This window comes from Acinetobacter sp. IK23 (assembly GCF_035615275.1).
Classification (GTDB): domain Bacteria; phylum Pseudomonadota; class Gammaproteobacteria; order Pseudomonadales; family Moraxellaceae; genus Acinetobacter; species Acinetobacter seifertii.
Genome location: NZ_JANBNX010000012.1, coordinates 13,859 through 33,882, shown reverse-complemented (window position 1 = coordinate 33,882; position 20,024 = coordinate 13,859). Strand labels below are relative to the sequence as shown.

Annotated in this window: 14 protein-coding genes and 1 tRNA gene; 6 read left to right on the top strand and 9 right to left on the bottom strand. The window is 38.4% G+C overall.

The features are described from left to right. Positions 1 to 18: 18 nt before the first annotated feature. Positions 19 to 94, top strand: a tRNA-Glu gene (locus MSG95_RS10405). Between the two features lie 85 nt (positions 95 to 179). Here the strand turns inward: MSG95_RS10405 and MSG95_RS10400 are convergent. Beyond that, positions 180 to 767, bottom strand: a complete 588-nt coding sequence (locus tag MSG95_RS10400) for a DUF2726 domain-containing protein (protein WP_077162654.1) — start codon at positions 765 to 767, stop codon at positions 180 to 182. Positions 768 to 1,056: 289 nt separating this feature from the next. On the opposite strand from MSG95_RS10400, the gene MSG95_RS10395 reads away from it, so the two are divergent. Further along, a complete protein-coding gene (locus MSG95_RS10395) occupies positions 1,057 to 3,171 on the top strand; it encodes a TonB-dependent siderophore receptor (protein WP_077162655.1) in 2,115 nt (704 codons plus the stop codon). Between the two features lie 213 nt (positions 3,172 to 3,384). Beyond that, positions 3,385 to 4,068 carry a glutathione S-transferase N-terminal domain-containing protein gene (locus MSG95_RS10390; RefSeq protein WP_077164756.1) on the top strand — a complete coding sequence of 228 codons (684 nt, stop codon included), beginning with the start codon at positions 3,385 to 3,387 and terminating at the stop codon, positions 4,066 to 4,068. Positions 4,069 to 4,073: 5 nt separating this feature from the next. Here the strand turns inward: MSG95_RS10390 and MSG95_RS10385 are convergent, their stop codons facing one another. The 6 genes from MSG95_RS10385 to MSG95_RS10360 form a co-directional block, all read right to left on the bottom strand. Further along, positions 4,074 to 5,318: an NADH:flavin oxidoreductase/NADH oxidase family protein gene (locus MSG95_RS10385; RefSeq protein WP_077164757.1), complete on the bottom strand. Its 1,245-nt coding sequence runs from the start codon at positions 5,316 to 5,318 to the stop codon at positions 4,074 to 4,076. Between the two features lie 185 nt (positions 5,319 to 5,503). Further along, positions 5,504 to 7,093 carry an ABC transporter ATP-binding protein gene (locus tag MSG95_RS10380; protein ID WP_077164758.1) on the bottom strand — a complete coding sequence of 530 codons (1,590 nt, stop codon included), beginning with the start codon at positions 7,091 to 7,093 and terminating at the stop codon, positions 5,504 to 5,506. Then, positions 7,071 to 8,081, bottom strand: a complete 1,011-nt coding sequence (locus MSG95_RS10375; protein WP_077164759.1) for an ABC transporter permease — start codon at positions 8,079 to 8,081, stop codon at positions 7,071 to 7,073. The genes MSG95_RS10380 and MSG95_RS10375 overlap by 23 nt, the downstream gene beginning before the upstream one ends. Beyond that, a complete protein-coding gene (gene yejB / locus MSG95_RS10370; protein ID WP_077164760.1) occupies positions 8,081 to 9,133 on the bottom strand; it encodes a microcin C ABC transporter permease YejB in 1,053 nt (350 codons plus the stop codon). Before yejB ends, MSG95_RS10375 begins: the two co-directional genes overlap by 1 nt. Positions 9,134 to 9,162: 29 nt before the next feature. Further along, positions 9,163 to 10,998 carry an extracellular solute-binding protein gene (locus tag MSG95_RS10365; RefSeq protein ID WP_213033539.1) on the bottom strand — a complete coding sequence of 612 codons (1,836 nt, stop codon included), beginning with the start codon at positions 10,996 to 10,998 and terminating at the stop codon, positions 9,163 to 9,165. A gap of 15 nt (positions 10,999 to 11,013) precedes the next feature. Beyond that, entirely contained in the window at positions 11,014 to 14,229 is a 3,216-nt protein-coding gene (locus MSG95_RS10360; protein ID WP_151819526.1) for a lytic transglycosylase, read from the bottom strand. A gap of 232 nt (positions 14,230 to 14,461) precedes the next feature. Between MSG95_RS10360 and dnaQ the strand changes: the two genes are divergently transcribed. The 3 genes from dnaQ (at position 14,462) to nudC (ending at position 18,361) form a co-directional block, all read left to right on the top strand. Continuing rightward, complete coding sequence (gene dnaQ, locus MSG95_RS10355; protein WP_077164801.1) at positions 14,462 to 15,841, top strand: DNA polymerase III subunit epsilon; 1,380 nt, start codon at positions 14,462 to 14,464, stop codon at positions 15,839 to 15,841. Between the two features lie 133 nt (positions 15,842 to 15,974). Continuing rightward, positions 15,975 to 17,618, top strand: a complete 1,644-nt coding sequence (locus MSG95_RS10350) for a chemotaxis protein (RefSeq protein ID WP_077164762.1) — start codon at positions 15,975 to 15,977, stop codon at positions 17,616 to 17,618. Then, a complete protein-coding gene (gene nudC / locus MSG95_RS10345; RefSeq protein ID WP_077164763.1) occupies positions 17,618 to 18,361 on the top strand; it encodes an NAD(+) diphosphatase in 744 nt (247 codons plus the stop codon). Before MSG95_RS10350 ends, nudC begins: the two co-directional genes overlap by 1 nt. 26 nt (positions 18,362 to 18,387) lie before the next feature. Here nudC and MSG95_RS10340 read toward each other — a convergent pair whose 3' ends face one another. Together MSG95_RS10340 and MSG95_RS10335 are read right to left on the bottom strand one after the other, a co-directional pair. Further along, positions 18,388 to 19,251: an alpha/beta hydrolase gene (locus MSG95_RS10340; RefSeq protein ID WP_004702996.1), complete on the bottom strand. Its 864-nt coding sequence runs from the start codon at positions 19,249 to 19,251 to the stop codon at positions 18,388 to 18,390. Between the two features lie 3 nt (positions 19,252 to 19,254). Continuing rightward, positions 19,255 to 19,965 carry a BON domain-containing protein gene (locus tag MSG95_RS10335; RefSeq protein WP_004702998.1) on the bottom strand — a complete coding sequence of 237 codons (711 nt, stop codon included), beginning with the start codon at positions 19,963 to 19,965 and terminating at the stop codon, positions 19,255 to 19,257. Positions 19,966 to 20,024: the final 59 nt, after the last annotated feature.

Below are 20,024 nucleotides of genomic sequence, written 5' to 3'. Positions count from 1 at the left end.
GATACCGCCATCCTCAACGTCCCTATCGTCTAGAGGCCTAGGACATCGCCCTTTCACGGCGGTAACCGGGGTTCGAATCCCCGTAGGGACGCCATATTCTTTCTATAAAGAATCATCGCTTCAAATTATTTTATCTCACTTCAAATTTCATCCATGAGATAAATTTCTTATTTTCAAAATCAAGACTTCAACTTTACTTCATCAATGTGTTGTGCAGGTTGCATAGTTGGATCATCTTTCTCAATAATTATTGCATCAGCTACTAACTTTGTTTTTGTTAAATCTGGTTCTATTGAAACTTGAGCTAATGAACTTGATGTAATATTAAAATCACGATGTATTTGTGCCAGTTCTGGTGTTCGTTTATAACGTATGACTTTAAAACCTGCTTCTTGAATTAAAGTATCTCGCTCTGCATCGAACTTTTCTTTCCCTTTGTGGCTAGAATCATCTAGTTCAACAATAGCAACGATATTAAATGCTTTATCCAACACAACAAAATCAGCAACTTTTCGATTAAATAAATTACGCGTCGCGTATCCTTGCGCTGTCATAAAAGCACTGAAAGCGACTTGCGCCAAAATAGTATATTCAGGCAAAGCTTCCTTTAGTTTCATAAAAGTAGGTTGTTCATTCATAGTAATGATACGCTTTCCCTTGATTGGGTTACGTTTTGCATTTCTATTTTTGCTTTCCCCTTTCTTTAAAACACTTAAAATCGCTAATACCATTATGGCTATTAAAAATATGCCAACTATCGCAAACATCGAATTTCCCCTAAATAAGTATAAAAACTATTTTGATTTTAAAATACAATTAAAAACGGCCAACTATCAATTATTTATATGATTTTAAAAGCTATTGTTCTTTGTATTTAATACTCAATTTTAGACTTTAATTTATAATTTTTTAAATCTATATTTTTAATTTTTGTCATTTATATTAAAAAAAATACACTTGTGCAAATTTATCACTGATTCCATATTCCTTTTACATACAGTTACATTATAATAATTCTTATTTTTATACTGATATTTATTATCAACAAGGTTTTAAATGGATCTTAAGCTTCGCATCCTCTCCCTGAGTATTGCTCAACTATGCTGTATCTCATCTGCTTTTGCAGATACTGACACTTCTTCAACCACTCTTGCCACTATCAAAATTAAAGCCCAACAGGCATCAGATCAAACTTATAAAGTTGATAGCTCGAGTAGCGCAACACGTAGTGAAGTCGCATTAAAAGATACGCCACAATCTGTCAGTGTAGTAACTCAAAAAGTAATTGAAGATATTGGCGCGACACGTTTGATTGAAGCGCTTGATTTAGCTGGTGGTGTTACTCGTGCTAATAACTTTGGCGGTCAAGGTTTAACAGGCTTTAATCTTCGTGGATTCACTAGCGGTGAGTTTTATCGCAATGGATTCCCTATCAACCGTGGCTATCCAAATGCTCCAGATAGCAATACTATTGAACGTGTAGACGTTTTACGTGGACCCTCTTCTAGCTTATATGGTCGTGGTGACCCAGGTGGTACGTTTAACTTAATTTCTAAAACACCAAAGTCTGAACAACAAACCACTTTAGGTGCTCAGCTTAACAGTGAAGGTTTATACCGCACCACGATAGACACGACAGGTGCTGTACCAAATGCAGAAAACATTGGTTATCGTCTAAATGTGATTGCAGAAGGCGGTGATAGTTATCGCGATCATGTCGAATCAAAACGTTACGGAATTGCTCCAGTCATTCAATGGCAAGCTTCTGACGCGACCAAAGTTACTTTTGAAGCAGATATTTTACGAAATCAGCATCCACTTGATCGTGGCCAAACACGCTATGCAGGTCAGAAGTCTTTTATTAGTTCACCAGACACTTATTTATGGGAAACGGGTAAAGACAATAACCGACTATATAATGACAACAATATGACTCAATTACGAGTCGAACACGACCTTGGTAATGACTGGAAGCTCAATGCTGGTGTGCAATATTTAAATGGCAAGTTACATGGCTATGCGGTAGAGGCAAATGGCATTCAAGATGACGGCGAAACTTTAAACCGAAATTACAACTATCGCGAATTAAAATGGCAAGATACCGATGCCCAAATTAATCTAACAGGTAATTTCCAAGTTTTAGGTCTAGCTCATACTTTAGTGACAGGGCTTGAATATGAAAATTATGATTATAAGTCATATATTATTCGTTCAGATGCTAAGTCAAATAACTACCCGATCAATATTTATGATCCAGTTTTAGGCCAACCTCTCCCTGAGCTTAAAAATATTACGACCCATGACCGTGAAAACTTAAAAACCACTGCCCTTTTTGTACAAGACCAAGTCGATTTAAATGAGCGTTTAAGCGCGCTATTAGGTTTACGTTTTGAACATTACGAACATGATTACAAAAACCTATTACCGAATACCGCGAATTGGAATACCAGTCATAACGCGTTTATTCCACGTTTAGGTTTAGTTTATAAAGCCAGTGACGACCTTTCAATCTATAGCAATGCTGCGAAATCTTTTAAACCTAACACTGGTGTTAACCGTAATGGAGAAGGCTTTGACCCAGAAGAAGGCTTAGCTTACGAGTTAGGCTTTAAATGGCAAGCACTTGATAATATGTTATCAATTGATTCCGCTATTTTTTACGCCAATAAAGAAAATGTCTTAACACTAGATCCTGTAGATTCAACCTACAAAGTTACTGCTGGTAAAGTTCGTAGCCAAGGTATTGAGTTAAATATTGCTGGTCAACTTACACCTGCTTGGAAAATTATTGGTGGCTATGCCTATACAGATGCAGAAGTAACTAAGGACAATAGCCTGCAAAAAGGAACAACTCTAGCCAACATTCCAAAAAATAGTTTTAATCTTTTAAATATCTATGAATTTCAGGATGGGCCTTTACAAGGGTTGGGTTTAGGCATCAATCAAAAATATATTGATAAGCGTGCAGGTCAAACGGCCAATAGTACCTACACCATGAAAGGTTATGCAGTTACAGATTTGGTTTCTTATTATCAAGCATCACCAAAACTTCGTATTAACTTAGATCTGAAAAATCTTTTTGACAAAGTTTATGATGAAAGCGCTTTCAATCTATATGCATATCCGGGTGAATCACGTACTGTTCAATTAGGTATGAGCTATACGTTCTAAACTAAGAATATAACGAACCAAAGCATCAGCCTTTTACCGTATAAGATCTCACTAAGGAGATTAGTCATTAAAGAAGCCACTGTCTAAAAATACAGTGGCTTTTATTTTCTCATATAAAACATTATAAATTTATGATTTATAAATATTTTATTATACTTAAATTCTTTTCTACCCTATACTAAAATTAAATCAAAAGTATAATTTGAACATGACATGCAAATTCGATTATTTCATTTACAAAATTCACGCTCTCAACGCATTATTTGGTTTTTAGAAGAATTAGGACTCAACTATGAACTCATCACTAAATATCATTCGGACGAAGACAAAAATAATAACTCGCCGCATCAGTTATCAAAATTTCCAACCCTCGAAATTATTGAACACGAGCAATCTTCAATTTTGGCCGAAACTTCAGCAATCCTAGATTATTTCTCTCATTTACATCCACAATTGGGACAGAATAATTTAGGAAACCAACAACTACAAAATTTTTATTATTGGAAAAATTACTGTGAGGCAACATTCATTCCCGATCTGGTACTCAAACAAATCTTTCAACAAATTGCTGAGCGTACGCCTTTTCCAGTACGTTTCATTCCAAAACTTTTAAAATATGGATTCGATCAAGGTTATCTCAATCAATCATTACAACAACACATGAGCATGATCGATAAACATTTAAAGCACCACTTATGGTTTGCTGGAGATCAGTTTACTACTGCTGATATTTTGATGTGGTTTCCGTTATTGGCTTGCTCACCAAATTACAGCCAGTTTAAACATATACAGCGTTATCTGACTCAAATAGAAAACAGACCGGCCTTTAAAAATGCTCTAATTAAAGGTCAATGGTCTGCTTCTACGTTTCAGACTTACTGGGCTATTGCTTGGTAATTTATTTATGCAGATTTACGTGAATTCACGCGCCCTTGAACAACGGCCTTAATATTGCCCTTCGCGTAATTTAAAAACACAATTAAAGGCGATAGTTTTGGATTTGGTTTTTTGCCCTGCCCAATAGCTTTGAATTGTGCTGCGTACCAAATAATTTCCATAATCGCCATTTTGTCAACAAAAGATAAACCTGTTTTAATTGGCTTTACGGCATAGCGAACATCTTGGCCTGCGATTAAACGGTCAGTCAAATCTGTTTCAACAGCAAGTGGACGAGCAATACCAATAAAGTCGCATGCCCCACTTGCCAGAGCAGCATTCATGCCTTCTACAGTACGGAAGCCACCTGTCACCATAAGTTTACATTTTACATGCTGACGGATTTTTTCAGCGAAGTCTAAGAAGTATGCTTCACGTGCAATGGTACTTGCTTTACGTTTATCGGCTTTAGCACCAGCCATTGCAGGTGCTTCATAAGTACCACCTGAAATTTCAATTAAGTCAATTCCTGCTTCATCAACTGCTTTAAATACCGAAATCACATCTTCTTCGCTAATACCACCGCGCTGGAAGTCGGCAGAGTTGAGCTTAACTGAAATAATAAAATTCTCTGAAGTTGCTTCACGTACCGCTTTATAAACTTCTAGTAAAAAGCGAGTACGGTTTTCAACTGAACCACCCCACTGATCTGTACGTTTATTGGTTAATGGCGATAAAAACTGGCTAATTAAATAGCCGTGTGCACCATGTAACTGTACCCCTTCAAAACCAGCTTTCTCACAAATGCTGGCAGCTGTTGCAAAGCGTTTAATAATATCCAAAATTTCTTCATGTGTAAGCGCACGTGGAGTGCCAAACATCGTCGCTAAAGCTGGACTAAAAGGAACTGCCGAAGGTGCGACTGTTTCTTTATTTAAGCCTTTAGGGCACTGACGACCTGGGTGAGATAGTTGAATGAGCTGTACCATTCCATATTGTTTACCGACCGCTGCCCATTCTTTTAAACGCTCTAGGTCACGCTCAGTTTCAATCACCACCACGCCTGGTTCGTTTTTGGCTTCGAAATTAACCATCACATTACCAGTAATCGCACAGCCTAAACCACCTTTAGCCCATGCACCGTACAGGCCTAGATGTAAGTCATTTGGCTGTCCCTCATAGTTTGCAAGTGCCTCACTCATTGCACCTTTAATAATCCGGTTTTTAAATGTGGTATTTCGAATTGTGATTGGTTGTGCAATCTGGCTCATGGTTAACCTCTTTTAATACTTTAGAGTAATTACTCTAATTTAGATGAGTTATAGGTCATGTCAAGGAAAAATCGATAACTGACAATAGCACATGTCAAATTTAAAAAGTATAGAGAAATGCAACTTTTTGCATTAAAAATTTAAATAATATTTATGCTTATAAAACAAAATCTTATTTAAATAAATTAAAGACTCGCCCTAATTAATTGCTTGGTATATTCAGTTTGAGGATCATTAAATAACTGTTCAGTCGGCTGATATTCCACAACTTTTGCATGTCGCAATACCATCACTTTATGACACAGTGCTTTGACCACATTTAAATCATGACTAATAAAAATATAGCTTAGGTGCTCTGTTTGTTGTAAACGTCGCAATAATTGAATCATCGCTTTTTGCGTGGTTCGGTCTAAGGCAGATGTTGGCTCATCTAAAATTAAAAGTTTAGGTTGAACCACTAAAGCTCTCGCTAAAGCAACGCGCTGACGTTGTCCACCCGAAAGCTCGTGTGGATAGCGATGTTGAAAGTCTTGAGCCAATTCAACTTTTATCAAAGCAGATTCAACTTGCTGTTTAATCTCGTGATCAGCTATCGCTTTGACTTTTAACCCTTCAGCAATAATCTGCCCTACTGTCATACGCGGGTTTAAGCTACCAAATGGGTCTTGGAAAACAATTTGTACGTCTGACCTAATCTTACGCAAAGCTTTTTGTTCTAAGCGGTTTATGTCTTGCCCTAAAAAGATAATTTGCCCATCACTTTTGAGTAATCGAACCAGCGCTAAAGCCAATGAGGTTTTACCTGAACCACTTTCACCTACAACACCTAACGCTTCGCCTTGAGTAAGCTCAAAAGTTATATTTGCAATAGCATTGGTATAACTTTGAATTCGGTTAAAGATACCACTCCGAATTGGGTATTTAACATTGAGTTGTTGAACAGATAAAATTTTATGACTGGAGGAAAGTGGCTGAGCAAAACCAAGATCAAGATCTAACAATTGCTCAGTATAAATTGACCTTGGATTTTCAAAAATCTGTTCAAGCTGACCTTGCTCTACAACTTGCCCCTTGTGTAATACAATGAGTTCATTGGCATAACGGCGCACCAAATTCAAATTATGACTAATTAAAATCAGTGCCATGCCATATTTGGTTTGCAAAGACTTTAATAACTCTAAAATTTGCGTCTGTAAAATGACATCAAGCGCGGTAGTTGGTTCATCTGCAATTAAAAGTTTAGGTTGAAGTGCAAGCGCAGCCGCAATCATGACCCTTTGCTTTTGACCACCAGAAAGCTCATGCGGATAACGCTTTAAAATGTGCTCAGGATTAGCGATTCCTACATCTTTTAATAATTGAATCACTTGCGACTGAGCTTTCGATTTTGACCAACCTTGTAAAATAAAATGTTCACCAACAATTTTCTCAACCTGATGCAATGGGTTTAAAGCCGTAGAAGGCTCCTGAAAAATCATGGCAATATGATGGCCACGTAAATAAGTTCTTGTCTTTTCGTCTGCGTCTAAAATATTTTTTGAATCAATAATAATACGACCAGATGTTTTTAATTTTTCTGGTAATAACCCCATCATCGCCAAACAGCTTATTGTTTTACCTGAACCACTTTCACCTACAATTGCAAGCGTATCACCAGCTCGTAAGTGTAAATTGAGGCCCTCCAATAAAGTCTGATCTTGCGTAGAGATTGAAAGGTTTTCTATTTTTAGCAAGGTAGCATCTTCACTTAAGTTATTTTCTTGGGTCAAATGCATCGCGTGCAGCCTCCCCAATATAAATTAATAATGACAACACAAAAGCAAGGCTAAAAAATCCTGATAAAGCCAACCAAGGTGCATCCAAGTTATTTTTACCTTGCAACAACAATTCACCTAAAGAGGCCGCATCTGGCGGTAAGCCATAGCCCAAGAAATCGAGTGCGGTTAAAGCAATAATATTGGTGGTCAAAATAAAAGGTAATTGCGATAGGCTAGAGCTTATGGCATTTGGCAAAATGTGCTTAAAAATAATTCCGCGATCATTTACACCCAAAGCCTGAGCTGCATGCACATAGTCAAGTTGACGCGCTTTTAGAAATTCAGCACGGACAATTCCCACAAGCACAGTCCAGCTAAAGAAGAGCATAATAAAAAATAGCCAATATACATTTGGGGTAAACATGCTGACCAAAATCATGACCATAAACAGCATGGGTAAACCATTCCAGACTTCTACTAGTCGTTGTCCTAGCAAATCGACCCAGCCACCATAGTAGCCTTGTATAGCCCCCACAAAAATGCCAAGTAACGCTGCACAAGCTGTTAAAGCCAAACCAAAAAATAATGAAACTCTAAGTCCATAAAGAATACGTGCCAGTACGTCTCGCCCTTGGTCATCTGTTCCTAACCAATTCTGTTTGGAAGGTGGCGACGGTACAGGTACAGCTAAATCTAAATTAGGTGTCTGATAAGAAAACTGAATGAGCGGCCAAATTGCCCAACCTTTATGATTAATAAGCTCTTGTACAGCGGGGTCTTTATAATCTGCTTCTGTTTCAAACACACCACCAAAAGTGGTTTCGGGATATGCCTTAAAAACAGGCAAATAATAAGCATCCCCATATTTCACTAGCAATGGTTTATCGTTAGCAATGAGTTCAGCAGCCAAGGACATCATCAAAATAAGGCTAAACAAGATAAAGCTTATCCAACCAAGTCTATGTTTCCTAAACTTTTGCAGTCGTGACCGCACAATCAAAGACATTATTTGCCTCCTTGTGCATCAAAGTGAATACGCGGATCAATCCATTGATACAGCACATCGCAAATAAGTCGTAAAAGCAGACTAAAAAGCGTGAAAAAAAATAATACGCCAAAAATAACCGGATAGTCCCGCTGAACAATGGCTTCAAAGCCTAATAAACCGACACCATCTAGGTGAAAAATAATTTCAATAAAAAGATTTCCCACAAAGAAAATACCAGCCAAAACCTCTGGTAATCCAGTGAGCACCACTAAAATGGCATTACGAAATACATGTTTATATAAAACTTGCTGGCTATTTAAACCTTTTGCGTAGGCCGACAAAACATAAGGCTTATTAAGCTCTTCTAAAAATGAATATTTGGTTAAATAGGTTAGACTCGCAAAACCACCTAACACCATGGTAATAAGCGGCAAAGTCATGTGCCATAAGTAGTCTGTAATTTTTTCAAAAAAACTTAATTGATGAAAATTATCCGACACAAGGTTTTGCAATGGAAACCAGTGAAAATATGACCCACCTGCAAAGAAAACAATAAGTAATATAGCAAAGACAAAACTTGGCACCGCATAACCTACTACAAGTAATAGAGAAGTAGAACGATCAAACCAAGAACCTTGTTGTTTGGCTTTTTTAATACCAAGCGGAATTGAAATAAGATAAATCAGCAAAGTGCTCCATAGCCCAAGCGAAATCGACACAGGCATTTTTTCCCAAAGCAACTCAACTACTGGTTTATCTTTAAAAAAGCTTTGTCCAAAGTCTAGAGTTAAATAACCTTTTAACATCAACAAGAAACGTTCTACTGGAGGATGGTCAAAACCGTATTGTGCTTTAATTTGCTCTACCATTTCGGGGCTTAATCCTTTAGCACCTTGATAGTACATTTCAGTACCTAATATCCGCCCTGCTCCTACGCCACTTTCTACCTCATGGATTGCTTGTTCTACAGGTCCACCCGGCGCAATTTGCACGACCACAAAGTTGATCAATAAAATAATGAACAACGTTGGAATGATTAAAAGAAGTCGCTTCAGAATATATGAACCCATATAACAGGATTTCCTTTAGGTACGTGCTTTTATTGTTGATGTAAATATTGAGCAACTTTTTTGGCTTGGTTTGCATTACTCCACCAATACTCTATACCGGCTGAGAGCACAGGTTTCACTTTAGGCTGCTGATACATATTCCAGTATGCATACCAATATTCCCCTTTTCCATAAGTCGGAATTTGGTAATAGCCTGCGCGAAGTAATCGATCAAGAACATGAGTATAGATAATTTGCTGTTCACGGTCTTTAGCAGTGACCAGTTTTGAAATGACTTCATCAATGACAGAATTACGAATACCAGCGTAATTATAGTTGCCATCTTGAACTGCCGCGGCACTTCCCCAGAACTGAGCCTGTTCATTTCCCGGATTTAAAGATTGTGGTAAGTTCATGGTCGTCATGTCAAAGTCATAGCGGCGTGTACGCTCTAAATATTGCGGTGCATCGACTTGTCGTAATTGAATATTAATTCCTAATTTTTTTAAATTTCTTACAAATAGCATGAGTGTTCTTTGTTTGCCATCTTGCTGAATAAGAAACTCAATTTGTACAGGCTTGCCTTCGGGCGTATATAACTGCCCTTCTTTAATTTTATAGCCTGCCTGAATGAGTAATTGTCTTGCGATTAATAAATTTTGACGGTTAAAACCACTAGCGTCCGAAACTGGATATTTCCAGTCTGCCAAGACAGCTTTTTGCATGACTGGAGAAAGCTTTGGCAAAAAAGGCTTTAATATGGCCAGTTCATTGTTTGAAGGACGACCTGTTGCTGCCAACTCACTATTTTCAAAATAACTTTGTAGTCTTTGATACTGTCCATAAAACAAAGCTTTGTTCTGCCATTCAAAATCATAGGCATAAGTTAAAGCTTGTCTAAAGCGAATATCGTTTAAAGGTTTTCGTCGTGTATTAAACACATAACTTTCAGTTGCAATCGGGTTATGGTGTCTAAATTTATATAGAGTGACTAAACCTGCTTTTACCGCTGGAAACTTGTAATCAGTGACCCATTTTTTAGGATTAGTTTCTTCATGCAAGGTATATTGCCCAGATTTAAAACCTTCGAATGCAATATCCCAATTGCGGTAATAAACATATTTTAAATGGTCGAAGTTATAGCGCCCTCTATTAATAGGCAAATCTTTTGCCCAATAATTCGGATTTCGTTTATAGCTAATACTACGTCCAGCATCAATTTTTTCAACAACATACGGCCCTGAACCTACTATGGGTTGCAAGGTAATACGGGTAAAATCACGGTTCTGCCAATCTGCTTTTGAGTAAATCGGTAAGCTCGCCACAACAAAAGGCATTTTGGGATTATGACTAGACTTAAAAGTGAATTTAACTTGATGTGGGTTGATCACTTCTGTTTTTGCCAAGTCAGCAAGATACATTTGTAGGCCAAAATTAGATTTGGTCTGATACGTATCAAAACTAAATTTTACGTCTGCTGCTGTTAAGGGCTGACCATTACTAAAACGAGCTTTGGGATTTAAATAGAAAGTAACGGATTGGGTTCTTTCTGGATCATACGAAACTTTCTCGGCTAAAAGTGGATATAAAACCCCAACTTCATCGAGTGACTGAGTCATTAAAGTATCAAAAAGATAATTTACCCCTTCTGTCGCGTTCCCCTTCCCATTCATGCTATTTAAATTATCAAATGTCCCTTGCGCGGCTTGACTCAACGCTCCACCCTTAGGTGCGTTTGGGTTGGCATAAGGCATAGCAGCGATTGCAAGGTATTTAGGCTTAGAATGAATTGCAATATACGGCGTGGTTTGCTGTGCAGAGAATACAACTTGTGAAAAGACACTGAGCCCGACTAGCAGGCTCAGTTGACAATATAACTTTTGCATAAAGTTCTAATTATTCTATAAATTAGGCACTTTTATGATATCGCCAATACGCAATTGCGTCGACGGTGTTAGGTTATTGAGTTCCGCCAGTAAACTGGTTTCTAGACCATATTTACTTGCAAGACCAATTAAAGTGTCGCCACGTTTAACTTTGTATTCCACTACAGTTTTTGGAATCACAATATTTTGACCGCGCTGTAGACTAGCATTTGCTTTTAATGCATTCATTTCAGCAAGTTCACGAACTGAAATACCTGCACGACTCGCAATCACATTTAACGACTCACCCGCTTTAACCGTATACTTTTCAGTATTTTTACCTGCTGCAACAGGTTTAGCAGATGATTTTGCGGTATCAGCTTTCGCTGTTTCTAAAGGCACATCACCTGTTAGTTTTAAATGCTGACCAACACGTACAGTGCTGTTACGAGACAAGCCATTTAATGCAGTTAGATAATCTAACTGTAAATGATAACGGCTAGCGATGCTTCGTAAGTTATCACCAGACTTAACGGTGTAAGTATCTGGTGTTTCATCTTTAGCATTTTTAGTAGCAGCTTTGCTCGGTGTTTCAACCTCACCTGTCAATTTTAAACGCTGACCAGCACGAACACCTGCTGTACGTGATAATCCGTTTAAATCGGCCAAATAACTGGTTTGTAAGTTATATTTAGCTGCAATCGCATTTAAGCTATCACCAGACTGCACAACATAGTGTTCAGGAACACTTACACCCGCAGGTACTTTCAAGTTTTGGCCAAGCTGGACATGGCTACTCGCTTTTAAGTTATTCAGTTCTGCAAGTTCAGCTAAGCTAATTTTAGACTTGGTCGCAATGCTTGATAATGTATCACCACGTTGCACCTTATAGCTTTCAGTCTTATACGACGGCCCTGCTGCAAGTTTTTCATACTTGCCAGAAGCTTTATTGTCATCAGACTCATCAACAGTAACTTCTTTTGCAGGTACATTAATTTTCTGACCAGCCATTAAATTACTACCAGCTGATAACCCTGGTGTTAACTCCGCCAATTCCTGATTAGATAATGCATAACGATCTGCAATTAACTTCAAATACTCGCCACGTTTAACCGTATAGCTCTTTGTTGCAATACGACGTGTACTTGCCTGAACAGCTTTAGGCTCTGCCTTAGCAGAATTACGGTTACCTTTAGGCTCTTTCAAATGCAACTTCTGACCAACAAATAGACCATCACTTACAGATAAATCGTTATATTCAGCAAGCTGTTTCACAGACAAATTAAATTGATTTGCCACGCCTGTTAAACTGTCATTTGCTTGAACAACGTAAACATCAGGTTTAACTGTTGATTTAGCCGTAGACTCAACCTCTTGTGGTTTAGCATCGTATAAATACAGGCTAGTTCCTACAAACAGCGTCTTTTCTGGATCAATCTGGTTCCACTTGGCAACATCACGCCAGTTGACTCCATTTTTCATTGCAATAATTGCTAATGTATCGCCCGGCTGTACGGTATAGGTACTACGCTTGCCTTTAGGTTGTACAACAACAACATCAGTATCGGTTTTAATGTAAGGCTTATCTTTATTACGCTGCGCTTCTTCAGAATTTGCAACACTTGCATCTTCAGTTAACGTTTTTGGATAAGCAAAGCCCTTACTTAACTCTTTACCTTGCTGTTCAGCAACGGATTGACTTGTCTGAATCGCAGTTAACTTAATTTTGCCATCATAAGGGTCAACAATTTCGGTACCTTGCGGTGCAATTGCCTTTAACTCAGCAACCACTTGGTCTTTTTCAGCTTGAGTGGCTTGTGGTTGTAAAGCTTGCTCAACTGTTTCTTTCTCACCTTCAGCACGAACAGCAGCTAAAATTTTCTCACGCTCAACAGCTGAAATTGGCGGTTCTGTTCTTACTGGCTTAACATTGGTCGCAGGTGTCACTGCAACTGGAATACGAGGTGCACTTGGCACATCAGCTGAGGCCGCAAAAGCAGCTAAAGCATCAGAACCACGAGGTGTTGAGGTTTTTACCGATACAGAACTACCCGTTGTTCTTGTAGGAGTCGTAGGTCTTACAGGCTGAACTTGGGTCGCTGGTGATGTTTTAACAGTGACTGAGGTTGAAGTCGTTGTAGTTGGCTTAGATGGTGATGTGACATTTGCCCACCAACCTGAACCACCACCAGATTTCATTCCTTTTAATTTATTATCCACTGAAGGGCTAATATCAGCAGGAATTAAAATACGCATTGGGCTTGCAGGGTCTACTGTTTCACCACGATAGCCCGGGTTTAATGCATATAACTCGGCACGGCTAAGACCACTAACTGATGCAATTTCATTTAAAGACAACGGCGCAGACAATGTAACTTCACGGAAGTGCGGTCTGTTCGCAATTGGTGGTAATGAAACCCCGTAAGCACGAGGATTTTTAATAATTTGAGCAACTGCCAAGAAACGAGGAACATAGTTCATGGTTTCTTGTGGAAGTTTTAATGACCAATAGTCTGTTGGCAAACCAGCAGCTTGGTTACGGTTAATCGCCTGTTGGATACGGCCTGGGCCAGCGTTATAAGCTGCCAAAGCCAATTCCCATGAACCAAACTGGTTATATAAGCTACCTAAAAACTCATATGCAGCACGTGTAGATTCAACAACATCACGACGACCATCGTACATACCCGTTTGTTGTAAACCATAAATACGGCCGGTACTTGGAATAAATTGCCATAAACCTGCTGCTGCTGCACTACTTGTTGCAGCCGGGTCATACGAGCTTTCAATTACTGGTAATAACGCAAGTTCAGTTGGAAGACCACGGCGTTCTGCTTCTTTCACAGTATGATATAAATAACGACTTGCGCGAGCACTTAAACGGTCAAGGTAGGGCTGACGTGAAATAAACCAACTACGCTGCGCTTCAATACGCGGATCCCAGTGATCGAGATCCATTTTAAAGCCGACAGCCATACGTTTCCAAACGTCACCGTGTTTTAAAATAAGTAGACGGTCACCCTCTACAGCACGCATATCTGTTGCTGAAAGTAAATCTTCTAACGAGTCTAGACTGCTTGCATCAAGATAGCCTGCTCCACTGACCTGTTTTGTTTTCGAGGTTTTTGCAGATTGCGGAGTCGAAGAACAGCCTGCTGTCATACCCAACGCAGCTAAAGCAGAGCTAAGGACTGTAATTTTGAATAATGATGCTGCAGATGGCTGCCACACAAATGTGGTTGGTTTATACATAAAAACTTCCAAACAACTCGCGTAATATTTCTTGGGGTCTGCCCACAAACCCTAGGTCTTCGATGCCATTGTAGTAAAGCATGCAAGATAGACAAGGCAATAATTTAATGTCATTTGCATGGAAATGTTACAAGAAATTAAAAAAAGCTTGCTTTGTAACGATGGAACCGAACTTTTTGCGTATACAATACACCATATTCAGCTCTTTTTCTTTCAGTTTAGGTTTCGATTTATGTCTCAAACAATCACACTGTATGTTGATGGTGCATGTCGTGGCAATCCCGGTTTAGGCGGTTGGGGTGCATATGTCATTACCGAACAGGGTGAACATAAATTATTTGGCGGCGAACCCGATACAACCAATAACCGTATGGAACTTACTGCGGCGATTGAAGGTGTTTCTTTTTGCCCACCCGACGCACAATTAATTATCTGGACCGACTCAAACTATGTAAAGCAAGGTATTACAGAGTGGATTCATGGCTGGAAAAAGAAAAATTGGAAAGATGTTAAAAACCCTGACCTATGGCAAAAACTTGATGCTGTTTGCGCAGGTAGAAATATTGAGTGGAATTGGATTAAAGGCCATGCAGGACATCCTGGCAATGAAATGGCAGACCAACTTGCAAATTTAGGTGCAGATAAGACTGCTCAAGAACTCAAGCAACCACAACCTGTTGCTGCACCGCAAGATATAAAAAAGCCTGAACAGGACTGGTTGCTAGACGACCCTTTTGGATTTGATCTGGTTGAAACAACCGATGATGAAGATATCGCTCTTGAACCATCACAAGAAGTTGAGATGATTACTGTAGACGAGCAAGTAAATGAAGTTGAAGCTGTAGAGCAAGAAACTAAGCAGCAAAGTAGCAACATTCATCCTCAAATTGTTGTTACCGAAGCAAAGCTTAAATTGCAAGGCCCTCGTCAGCTCATTCTCGATACTGAAACGACTGGTTTCTATTTCCAAGATGGTGACCGCATTATTGAAGTCGGTGCAATTGAAATGATTAACCGTAAGCTTACGGGTAGTTCAATTCACATTTATATTAACCCTGAAAAGCCAGTGGGCGATTCAGAAAACATTCACGGTATCAGTGATGATTTCTTAAAAGATAAACCCCTCTATGCAGACATTGCGGATACTTTATTTGAGTATCTAAAGGGTGCAGAAATTATCGCTCATAACGCGACCTTCGATATGAACTTCTTGGATATGGAGTTTAGACGTGTTGGGTTACCTGCTCTTTCAGAAGTTTGTGAAGTTACTGATACTTTAGCACTTGCAAAAAACAAGCATCCGGGACAGAAAAACTCACTCGATGCCCTAGTCAGACGTTATGAAATTCCAGCTCGTGACCGTACCTTCCATGGTGCATTACTCGATGCTGAAATTCTGTCTGATGTTTACTTGGCTATGACTGGTGGTCAAGTATCGTTTGATATGGATGCACTATCGCAGAGTGAAAAAGATCAGCAAAATACAACAAGAACTAGAGTTCAAATTGATTTACCCGTCATTTACCCTTCAGATGAAGAGTTAAGCACACATGAGACTTGGGTCAAAGAATTTGAGAAAAAACATGGAGAACCTTGCCTTTTTGCAAAATAAATTTTTGATTCTCTAGTGTTTTTTTGGTTTCCCCTTTTGCAAGTTAAGTTATATTAGTCGTATAGATTTTTAGCTCAAAATATTGAGCCATGACGAATATAACAATTGATTTTTTTTGCAAAGGGGAATTTTTATGTCTGAGCATAATTCGATTCAATTTGATCCGACAGCGTTGCTTATCATCAAGAATGAAATTGATAACTCAATAAAACTTGTGGAAGGCGCTGTAAGTACATTAATTGAAGAACAGGCTCTCCCTTTTGGTATTGATGATGCATTAGAACAATTTAAACAATGCACTCAGGTATTACGCCTCATTGATATCCCTTATTTGGCAAAGATCACACAGTATTCGACAGAATTAATGCAAAAGATTATGGCTAAGCCAGAGCACATCAATACCGATGAGGTGGTTGCTCTAAGTGAAGGCACGACCATGGTTAAACGCTATATCGAATTTATCTGTTTACGCGAAGTTGAAGTACCACAGTTTCTTTTGGACACTCTAAACAATTTAGAAAAAGCTTTAAACAAGCCATTAACATCATCTGGACAACAGATTTCTGCAAATCTTACAGTAGCTTCAATTGAGTTACCTTTATCCGAGGTCGTTATTAATGAAAAGACTCAGTTTATTCATCAGCTTTATAAGTTGTCTTTGCTCAAATTTTTAAATAAAACTGAAACTACTCAAGATTTCCAAGCATTCAAACTGATTGGTAGTTATTTAGTCAGCATGGCTCATGGTCAACTAAGCCAACAATATTGGCAATTGGTTAACTCTGCCTTTAATCACATTGATGAACTTGTTTTAAATGATGCTCGCTTACGTGTATTGATTAATCTTGAAAATTCTATAAGTCTATTTTTAGCAGCACCTGAAAGCTTTGAAGCAGATTCAAATGCCCTAGCAGATATAATTAGTATTGTGATTGGACAAGAAGATCAACTTGCAAAGCAAATTCGTAAGCAACTGAATATTGGTTATGAATTTCTCACCGATGCTCAGCTTAAAACCTTAAGTCAGCATTTGTATGGTCCAGACTTTGATACCATGGAAACGGTAAGCCAATTGATCTTAAACGAAATGAATAAAGTTCGTAATGATATTGAATACAACTATCAAAACATGTCACCAGAAAAGGCACAGCAATTACAAAACAGCCTTATGCAGCTCGCACATACATTTAAATTACTTAATTTAAATGAAGCGGCAGCCGAGCTTTCTCATCAAGCAAGCAGCTTAAGTCAAATCAATATATTGAGTAATGAAAATTACGCTCAGCAACTGATGAAGAGTATTTTGTCAGCGATGAATGCAATTGGTATTTTGGTACGAAATTATTCTTCTAGCCGTCTACAAATTCGTGTAAACAACACCAATATCTCTTTAGATCGTTTGGATGAAGCACATCAAACCTTATTAAATGAGACAAAAAATTTAATCGATTTTGTATGCCAAAGTTTGACTTTATATGCCAACGATCAAACTCAGAATATTGAAGCAATTGCAGGCTCTTTAAAAGAGTTGGCTGGTGCAGCTGAATTTTTAGGCAGTACGGTTCAACAAAATGCTTTGCTTGAAACTGCTAAGTTTGTACAGAATCAAATCGATCAGAACCAACCTTTTAGTCATGATCAGATTCATTGTATTTTTAACGTATTAGCTGGACTAGATATGTTAGTTGACAATTTAAAAAATAAACAGCCTGTTCTACAATCCATGTTTGATGTAGCATTGCTAAGTAGTCAACAACTTCAAAAAAAGGCAGCTTAATGTCTGAATTATCACTTGCTTATATTTTTCATCATCAACAATTATTGGTTGACCAAAACCTTCAATTACCCAAAGTCGAAAAGTTAGCAAGTGATCTGCTTTTCACTCATAACGAACAGGTCATTGCACGTGACCTACTGAGTGAAGAGGCTATACCAGAAGGTCTGCAACTCGTTCCCATACGTCAGCTTATTTCCAACTGGTCAAAAGAGCAATTTTTACAGGCAAGTCGTGCTGTACAATTGCTCGAATGGCGGCGTAACCACAAGTTTTGTAGCCATTGTGGACATGCCACCGAAGTCCACTCCAGTGAATATGCAATGGTGTGCCCTTCTTGTGGGTATCATCAGTATCCTCGTGTCAATCCATGCATTATTACTATCATTACTAAAGGTGATGATGAAGTGTTATTGGCGAAATCAATTCACAATAAAACCAATATGTATGGCTTAATTGCAGGATTTGTCGAAGTTGGCGAAACTCTCGAAGAAGCGGTACAACGTGAAGCTTTAGAAGAAGTGGGTATTAAACTCAAAAATATTCAATATATGTCAAGCCAGCCTTGGCCTTTTCCAAGTAATCTCATGATTGCTTTTAGAGCTGAATATGAGTCAGGCGAGATTTCTTTGCAGGAAGATGAAATTGCCGATGCACAATTCTTTAAATTTGATCAGCTTCCTGAAATTCCATTTAAAGGCAGTATTGCACACGCAATGATTACGCAGGTTACTCAAGCAAAGTAATCTGCGCTTTCTAAAACTCAATGGTTCTAAAATACTTCATCAAGAAAATGCAAAATGGTTCGTTTTGTTTTGAAGTAGTGACTTACAAAACTCGATAGACTGGCCAAAATCGTAATATGGCCAGTTTTAGGGATAATAGCAATATGGCTATGATTCCCCTTCTCTCTAAGAGCTTGATCCATATCTAAAGTATTATGTTGCTTTACGATCTGATCATTTTCAGCCATGAGTAGATAATGCTTAATATTATTTTGATTTACAAAATAATAAGGCATCACTTCTTTATAAGAAATGTCCTGATCAAATGCATCTTCTGCAAGCGGATCACCTTTATAATCAAAATGATATGGTCCAGCTAATCCAACTATTGCCTTAATTTTCCCTAAACATTCAATTTTAGTAGAATCAGGGTGATAAACAGCAGACATTACATTAAATGCACCTGCCGAATGTCCCATAAGCACAGTATTCTCTGTCGAGATTTCTAATTTTTCCTGATTTTGATGCAAATAATTTAATGCTTGCGTTAAGTCCTCTACATAACTTGGAAAAATATTCTTTGGTGCAAGCTGATAGTTAATGACAGCAACGTCATAACCTTCTTTTGCAAAAGCTTCACCAACAAATAAATAGTCTCGTTTATTACCATGTTGCCAAGCACCACCATGTACAAAAACAATGAGTGGTCGATGTGCTAAACGCTTAGTAGAACGATAAATATCTAGACGATGGCGAGGCTTTAAGCCATAACGCACATTTAAAACCTGCTCGAAACCATCTTTTGGTGTAAAACGGTTTAAGGCAAAGCTCCCCAAATCATAGAGGCGGAACTCTTTATAAAGAGTTCTCGCCTGCTCAATTTTGCTTTGTAATTGTTCAATTAAGTTCATATTTTATTGTGCAGTAGATGATGCTGGATCTGCTTGGTCCGGATCAATTGCAACAGGAGTTTGAACTGTTGGTTGAGCAAGAACATTATTAATTACTGGTGTAGTCGTTGCGTTGCCAGTCGATGCTGCTGGAGCAGGCGCTAAATCAATGTTATCAATAAGCGTCACAATTTTGGTCACGTTACCCACATTTTGAAGCACACTGTTTAAATCATTAATTTCAGCAGTATTTAAACGGCCCATCACGTATAAAACACCATCTTCAGTATGAACGAGTACTTTACTGTCCGATACAACTGGTGCTTTCATTAATAGAGCACGTGTATTTGCAGTTACACCAGCATCTTGCATGATCGTGTTATAGCTTACTTTATTACCTACCGTAATATAGTTATGTACGGCTTTCACATCGCTCATCGCTTTAACATTATCTTCTGCTAGCTGTTTCAAGTAAGGGTCTGGCACCTGACCAGTTAACAATACTGTGCTATGAAAGCTTTCGATGTTAATACGAGATTGTTTAAAACGCTGATCAAGCTTATAGAGGTTAATATTCGCTGTACGTTTAATTGAAGAGTCAATGAATACCTGACCTAAGCTACGTACACCACTATCTGTTCCAACTGGAGCTGTACCTGTTCCACCAGAAATAAAACTTGCGCAACCTGACAAACTTGCGACACAAAGCGCTGTTACAGCAATACGTTTCAACACTCCACCAGACTCCTATCAATCTCTTCTTGGCTTGATCATAAACATCGGTTTTAATTTGC

Coding starts and splice junctions, on each gene's coding strand:
- MSG95_RS10365 (WP_213033539.1), bottom strand. CDS start 10,998: ATGCAAAAGTTATATTGTCAACTGAGCCTGCTAGTCGGGCTCAGTGTC.
- MSG95_RS10360 (WP_151819526.1), bottom strand. CDS start 14,229: ATGTATAAACCAACCACATTTGTGTGGCAGCCATCTGCAGCATCATTA.
- MSG95_RS10400 (WP_077162654.1), bottom strand. CDS start 767: ATGTTTGCGATAGTTGGCATATTTTTAATAGCCATAATGGTATTAGCG.
- MSG95_RS10385 (WP_077164757.1), bottom strand. CDS start 5,318: ATGAGCCAGATTGCACAACCAATCACAATTCGAAATACCACATTTAAA.
- MSG95_RS10380 (WP_077164758.1), bottom strand. CDS start 7,093: ATGCATTTGACCCAAGAAAATAACTTAAGTGAAGATGCTACCTTGCTA.
- dnaQ (WP_077164801.1), top strand. CDS start 14,462: ATGTCTCAAACAATCACACTGTATGTTGATGGTGCATGTCGTGGCAAT.
- MSG95_RS10395 (WP_077162655.1), top strand. CDS start 1,057: ATGGATCTTAAGCTTCGCATCCTCTCCCTGAGTATTGCTCAACTATGC.
- nudC (WP_077164763.1), top strand. CDS start 17,618: ATGTCTGAATTATCACTTGCTTATATTTTTCATCATCAACAATTATTG.
- MSG95_RS10350 (WP_077164762.1), top strand. CDS start 15,975: ATGTCTGAGCATAATTCGATTCAATTTGATCCGACAGCGTTGCTTATC.
- MSG95_RS10340 (WP_004702996.1), bottom strand. CDS start 19,251: ATGAACTTAATTGAACAATTACAAAGCAAAATTGAGCAGGCGAGAACT.
- MSG95_RS10390 (WP_077164756.1), top strand. CDS start 3,385: ATGCAAATTCGATTATTTCATTTACAAAATTCACGCTCTCAACGCATT.
- MSG95_RS10375 (WP_077164759.1), bottom strand. CDS start 8,081: ATGTCTTTGATTGTGCGGTCACGACTGCAAAAGTTTAGGAAACATAGA.
- yejB (WP_077164760.1), bottom strand. CDS start 9,133: ATGGGTTCATATATTCTGAAGCGACTTCTTTTAATCATTCCAACGTTG.